Source organism: Brachybacterium sp. (genome assembly GCF_052095815.1).
Classification (GTDB): domain Bacteria; phylum Actinomycetota; class Actinomycetes; order Actinomycetales; family Dermabacteraceae; genus Brachybacterium.
Genome location: NZ_JBQDLF010000086.1, coordinates 1 through 5,967, shown reverse-complemented (window position 1 = coordinate 5,967; position 5,967 = coordinate 1). Strand labels below are relative to the sequence as shown.

6 protein-coding genes are annotated in these 5,967 nt (G+C 70.0%); all 6 read right to left on the bottom strand.

The features are described 5' to 3' along the window. Positions 1-162: 162 nt before the first annotated feature. Positions 163-1,221: an ABC transporter substrate-binding protein gene (locus ACTH43_RS18225; RefSeq protein WP_441446301.1), complete on the bottom strand. Its 1,059-nt coding sequence runs from the start codon at positions 1,219-1,221 to the stop codon at positions 163-165. 50 nt (positions 1,222-1,271) lie between these two features. Continuing rightward, positions 1,272-2,393: a FecCD family ABC transporter permease gene (locus ACTH43_RS18220; RefSeq protein WP_441446300.1), complete on the bottom strand. Its 1,122-nt coding sequence runs from the start codon at positions 2,391-2,393 to the stop codon at positions 1,272-1,274. Between the two features lie 155 nt (positions 2,394-2,548). Then, positions 2,549-3,001 carry an ArsR/SmtB family transcription factor gene (locus ACTH43_RS18215; protein WP_441446299.1) on the bottom strand — a complete coding sequence of 151 codons (453 nt, stop codon included), beginning with the start codon at positions 2,999-3,001 and terminating at the stop codon, positions 2,549-2,551. A gap of 76 nt (positions 3,002-3,077) precedes the next feature. Next, positions 3,078-4,214 (bottom strand): Gfo/Idh/MocA family protein, encoded by a 1,137-nt coding sequence (locus tag ACTH43_RS18210; protein ID WP_441446298.1) that lies wholly within the window; start codon positions 4,212-4,214, stop codon positions 3,078-3,080. A gap of 88 nt (positions 4,215-4,302) precedes the next feature. After that, on the bottom strand, positions 4,303-5,037 hold the full coding sequence (locus ACTH43_RS18205; protein WP_441446297.1) for a sugar phosphate isomerase/epimerase family protein: 735 nt from the start codon (positions 5,035-5,037) through the stop codon (positions 4,303-4,305). A 57-nt stretch (positions 5,038-5,094) separates the two neighbouring features. Further along, positions 5,095-5,934, bottom strand: a complete 840-nt coding sequence (locus ACTH43_RS18200) for a carbohydrate ABC transporter permease (protein ID WP_441446296.1) — start codon at positions 5,932-5,934, stop codon at positions 5,095-5,097. Positions 5,935-5,967: the final 33 nt, after the last annotated feature.

Genomic DNA, 5,967 nt, shown 5'->3' with positions numbered 1-5,967 from the left:
CGGGCGTGCCGCCGTCGGACGTCGTGTCGCGGCGCCCGAGCACCTCGCCGTCCGTGACCGTCATATCCACTCCCCGCAGCACCTCGGTGGCGCCGAAGGAGTGCCGGAGGCCGCGAGCCTCGAGGACCGGCACGTCCTGGGAGCCGGAGGAGGTGTCGGAGGTCATCCTTCGAGCTCGAGCAGCCACTCGTGGATCCTCTCCAACCCGTCCACCACCAGCGGCGACGCGGGCTCGGCGAAGTTGAACAGCAGCGGCAGCGCCGCCTGTTCCTGTGCGGCGCGCAGGCCGGAGAGCTGATCCTGGGCGATCATCTCCTGGGTGAGGTCCATGCCGTCGCCCTCGCCCTGGTAGAGCACGATCAGCACGTCGGGGTCCGCCGCGAGCAGCGGCTCGGCGCTGACCTCGAACACGCGCTCCGCGGTGCTGGCGAAGACGTTCTCGATGCCCAGGGCGTCCAGCTGCGCCGTGACCATCGAGCCGGCGCCGTAGGTGAACAGCGGCCCGCCGCCGAGGGAGGGGTAGAGCACCGCAGCAGTCGTGGTGGTGAGGGTCTGTGCGGAATCGGAGACCTCGGCGACGCGCTCCTGCAGCGAGGTGGTCAGGGAGTCGGCCTCCGTGGCGCGATCGAAGATCCGGCCGTAGGTGCCGATCGTCGAGTACAGCGTCTCGAAGCTCGCTCGTTCGCTCCCGCCGCCGCAGAAGATGTCCTGGACGACGACCCCGGCGCCTGCATCGGCCATCACCTCTCGGGTCACCCCGTCGGGTAGACCGAAGACGATATCTGGGTCTTGCGCGATCACCAGCTCCTGGGAGATCAGCAGATGGCCGGAGGCGTCGATGTCCTCGGACAGGGCCGGGATCGCCTCGATGCGGGCGGTGAGATCCTCCCCGTAGTAGCCGAGCGGGAAGGCCCCGGCACGGGAGACGACCTTGTCCAGCACCCCGATGCCGTCCAGCGTGGTCACCGGCGCGGATTCCAGCAGCACGATCCGCTCCGGCGGGGTCTCGAAGGTCAGCGTCGCCTCGCAGTTCGTGAGTTCGAGCGGGAAGCCTCCTGCGGCGTCACTCCCGGAGGCGCCGTCCGAGGGGGAGCCGGCGTCTCCCGCATCGGAGCTGCAGGCGGTGGTGAGCCCGACCAGCCCTACCAGCCCGGTCAGTCCGGCCAGTGCGGTGCGCCGGTTCAGGGGGCCGACGGCGGTGCGGCGGGCGGTGCGTTCCATGAGATTCCTTCTGCGGGACGGGCGACGGGGTAGGGGACGGAGCACGTCGCTCATCCCTGGCGCGAATAGAGGCGCCGGACCAGCAGGAGCAGGAAAGGGGCACCGATCGCCGCGGTGAGGACACCGATCGGCAGCTCGCGGGGCTGCATGACCACGCGGGCGAAGGCGTCGGCCCACAGCAGGAACAGGGAGCCCAGCAGAGCGCTCGCCGGGATCAGCACCCGGTGCCGCGCCCCGACCAGGCGCCGTGCCAGGTGCGGGATCACCAGGCCCACGAAGCCGATCGCTCCTGCGCCGGAGACCGCGGCCGCGGTGCACAGCGAGACCACCAGCAGGAAGCCGATCCGGGCGCGGTCCGGCGAGATCCCCAGGCCATGCGCGATCTCGTCCCCGGCGCTCAGCGCATCGAGCACCCGGGCGCCGAAGACCATCACGAGCACACCGAGCACGGCGGCGAGCACCGCGATCAGCAGGAAAGCGTTCCAACGGGCCAGGGACAGCGAGCCCAGCATCCAGAACATCACCGAACGCGAGCCCTCGGCGGAGTCTGAGGAGAAGATCAGCAGGTTCGTCACGGCCGTGAGCGCGTAGCCGACGGCCACCCCGGAGAGCAGCAGCCGCAGCGAGGTGACCCGCCCGCCGGCCCGGGCGATGACGAAGACCAGCAGCGCCGCTGCGAGCGCACCCAGGAAGGCGAGGACGGACTGCGCGTACTCCCCGAACGCTGCGCCGACTCCGAAGAGGATCGCGGCGGCGGCGCCCGTGGAGGCGCCGCCGGAGACCCCGAGGATGTAGGGGTCGGCGAGCATATTGCGCACCATCGCCTGCAGGGCGGCGCCGCTGATCGCGAGGCACGCGCCGACGGCAGCCCCCATCAGCACCCGCGGAAGACGCACATTCCAGACGATGGAATCCGTCGCGGCCTCCCACGAGACCGTCACCGGCAGCCCGAGGTGCTGGGCGATCACCTGCGCGGTGATCCCGGGGGAGATCGACACCGGGCCGACGCCGAGGCAGATCAGCAGGCTGAGCGCGCCAGCAATGAACAGACCTACCAGCACCAGGGCGGACCGGCGAGCACGAGAGCGCACCCCGAGCACATCGGGGGAGTGAGGTGGCTGGTCGGACAGGGAGGGGTCCGCCATCTCCAGGTTCCCGAGGGCTGCATGCACGATGCACCCTCCCTCCGCTAGCCGAATCACTTGCACGACCTTACAACTATCGGAGGGTCGCGCGAGGGGCCGTGCCGGAGATTGCCGGGGTCCGCACCGGGAGCCCAGCGCGGTCCCGCCGCGGAGGGTGGCTCGCCGGGACTGCTGAGGGCAGTTCAGCGGCCCCCGGCAGCCCGCTTCGGGTGGTCCGGTGCACCACCCGGAGTGCCGTGAGGATGGGTGTGGGCATGGTCGACGCCGGGCAGGTGGTCGGAGCCCAGGGCGTGCAGGATCTCGTGGGCGAGATCGTCGGCCAGCTCGTAGCGCACCTCGCGCCCGGAGCGCTGCGCCCGCACCCAGCCCGCCTCCCGCAGCAGCGCGAGCGCATGGGAGGTGGTCGAATCATGCGCCTGGATCGCCCGAGCGAGGTCCGAGCTACGGACCCCGGGATGGGCGTGCAGGCAGAACAGGATCTGCAGGCGGCGGGGGTCCGACAGCAGCGCCAACCTCTCGGCGAGCTGCACGAACCCGCTGACCTCGCCGAGGAGGCCACGCAGCTCCTCGACGAGATCCTCATCGACGGGGGCGACGTCGTCGGCCCGGACGTGCAGGGGGTGCTCGGAGGTCATGGGACCAACGTAAGCGATCGCCGCGACCTCCGCCCTACCCCGGCGCGCTGCGCACGCCGGGGTGGGGCCCGGCGCCTCAGGCGTCGGCGGGAACCCGCGCCAGCGTCGCGGCGAAGGGGTCGAAGTCGGCGGGCATCGGCTCGACCTCGGCGAAGGTCGAGCTGATCTCCACGATCGAGCCCTCGGCGATGGCGGTTTCGATGCCCACCATGATGTCCAGCACATGCGCGGCGATCTCGCCCTGCGCACGGTGCGGGACTCCGGCGCGGATCGCGCGGGCCATCTCCAGCACGCCCAGGCCGCGCCCGGTGGTGGCACCGGTGGCGGGGATCGGGGTCGGCGCCTCGCCGCGGTACTGAGTCAGCGCAGAGTCGCCGTCGAAGACGTTGGGGTCGGGGAAGGCGAGGGTCGCCTCGGTGCCGTACACCTCGACGAACCCGGTGCGGGAGTGCGGGGAGTCGAAGCTCAGCAGCACGGTCGCATTCTGGCCCGAGGCGAAGCTCAGCAGCGCTGCGACCTGGGTGGGGACGGTGACATCGAAGACCTCTCCGGCCTTGGGGCCGGAGCCGATGGTGCGCTGCTCACGGGCTTTGGAGCCGACGGCGCTGACCGAGGTGACCGGGCCGAGGGCGAGCACGAGGGTGGTCGCGTAATACGGGGCGATGTCGTAGAGCGGCCCGGCACCCTCCTGGAACAGGAAGGCGGGGTTGGGGTGCCAGGACTCGGGCCCGGGGGACTGGAACAGGGTCAGGGCGCTGGCCGGGGTGCCGATCGAGCCGTCGCGCAGAGTGCGCAGACCGGTCTGGATGCCGGCACCGAGCACGGTGTCGGGGGCGCCCCCCACCCGCACGCCCGCCTGCTCCGCCGCCTCGAGCAGGGCCTTCGCGTCGGCCGGAACCGTGGTGATCGGCTTCTCGGTCCACACATGCTTGCCCGCGGCCACGATCGCCTGGGAGACCTCCGCATGCGCGGTGGGGATCGTCAGGTTGATGACGATCTCGACCTCCGGATGGCTCAGCACGTCCTGCGTGGTGCCGGAGGCGGGGATGCTGAATTCCTTGGCGCGCTGTGCAGCGGCCTCGGGGATCAGATCACCGATGATGTGCACGATCACGTCTGGGAAGGAGGTGAGGTGCTCGAGGTACTGGGTGGAGATGGTGCCGGCGCCGATGAGGCCGACGCCGACAGGTCCGGTGGCGTGCTGAACGGTCATGAATGGATTCCTTCGTGGTGCAGAGAAGCGTGTGGCGTGCATGAGCAGAGCGGTCAGGACCGCAGGAGTGCTGGGGTGGTGGCCCCGGTCAGACGGCGGTGCGCAGGTGCGCGATCGAGTCGGCGATGCCCTCGAACATGTCCCCTGCGAAGTCATCGAACTCGATCACGCCGTAGGCGACCTGTGCGGAGGCGTCCAGGGTCTGGGCCAGCGGCATCTTCCCGGAGCCCAGCGGCAGCTGTGCGGCGGGGTCCTCGGAGAGGTCGCCGTCCTTGAGGTGCACCAGCTGCACGCGCTCGCCGAGGGTGCCCAGCAGGGTGGGGAGGTCTGCGCCGCCCACCGCCGCCCAGTAGGTGTCGATCTCGAGGATGACCTGCGGGTCCAGCTCGTCGGCGAAGAGCTCCAGGGCGCTGCGGCCCTCGAGCTGGGAGGCGAGCTCGAAATGGTGGTTGTGATAGCCGACGCGGATCCCTGCTTCGGCCGCAGCGGTGGCGCGCCGGTTGAGCGTCTCGGCGAGCGCCCGCACCTTGCCGGCGTCGGTCCAGTCCTCAGGGTTCCAGAACGGGTCGATCAGGTACTTCACGCCGACTGCCTGGGCGGCCTCGAGGACCTCGGGGAAGTCCACCTCGCCCAGGAAGGACTGGTGGGCGCTGGGGAAGTCGATCGGGAACTGCTCCCGGGCGCGCACCAGCTCATCGCGGTATTCCAGCAGGTGGTAGGGCTCGGCGTGCGTGAGGCCGAGCTCGACCAGGCGGGCGACGGTGCCGGGGAAGTCGATCGCGAGGGCCTCGCGCACGCTGTACATCTGGACGGAGATCTCCATGGGGATCCTCTCGGGGTCGGGAAGAGCGGTGGGGATGGATGGTGGGGAGAGGCGGGGCTACTTGACGGCGCCGGCGGTGAGCCCGGCGACGAAGTTCTTCTGCATCATCAGGAAGCCCACGACCACCGGGATCGACACCGCGAGCGAGGCGGCGAGAACCTGGTTCCAGTAGACGTTGGTCTGCGTGGCGTACTGCCGTAGGCCCACGGCCAGGGTGCGGGTGTCCTCCGTGGTCAGCACGGAGGCGAACAGCACTTCTCCCCAGGCGGTCATGAAGGCGTAGATCGCCACGGCCACGATGCCCGGGCGGGCGGCGGGCAGGATGATGCGCAGCAGGATGGTGAGGTTGCCGGCGCCGTCCACCTTGCCGGCCTGGTCCAGCTCCCGCGGGATGCCGTCGAAGTAGCCCACCAGCATCCAGATCGCGAACGGCAGCGAGAACGTCAGGTAGGTGATGATCAGCCCGATGCGGGTGCCCACCAGCGGAATCCCGAAGGTCGCGTCGATGTTCACGAAGATCAGGTACAGCGGCAGCAGGAACAGCACCCCGGGGAACATCTGGGTGGACAGCACCGTGGTCATGAACGGGCCCCGGCCACGGAAGCGCCAGCGGGAGACCGCGTAGGCGGCGAGGGTCGCCACGGCCACGCTGAACAGGGTCGCGACCGAGGTGACGATCAGCGAGTTCACGAAGTACTTCGCCAGCGGCACCGTCGACCACATCTCGATGAACGGCTCGAAGGTGATGGTGGTGGGGAACCAGGAGAACCCGGACTGCACATCACCGAGCGGCTTCATCGACGTGGTGACCATGACCCACAGCGGCACCGCGACGAACACGGTCAGCCCCACCAGCACGATGACGCGGAAGATCCTCTCTCCGACGGTCTCACGCATTGCTCTTCTCCTTCTTCCACTGGGTGAAGTAGA

Excerpts from the sequence above, each read along its gene's own strand:
- ACTH43_RS18225 (WP_441446301.1), bottom strand. The coding sequence starts at position 1,221 with ATGGAACGCACCGCCCGCCGCACCGCCGTCGGCCCCCTGAACCGGCGC.
- ACTH43_RS18210 (WP_441446298.1), bottom strand. The coding sequence starts at position 4,214 with ATGACCGTTCAGCACGCCACCGGACCTGTCGGCGTCGGCCTCATCGGC.
- ACTH43_RS18205 (WP_441446297.1), bottom strand. The coding sequence starts at position 5,037 with ATGGAGATCTCCGTCCAGATGTACAGCGTGCGCGAGGCCCTCGCGATC.
- ACTH43_RS18215 (WP_441446299.1), bottom strand. The coding sequence starts at position 3,001 with ATGACCTCCGAGCACCCCCTGCACGTCCGGGCCGACGACGTCGCCCCC.
- ACTH43_RS18200 (WP_441446296.1), bottom strand. The coding sequence starts at position 5,934 with ATGCGTGAGACCGTCGGAGAGAGGATCTTCCGCGTCATCGTGCTGGTG.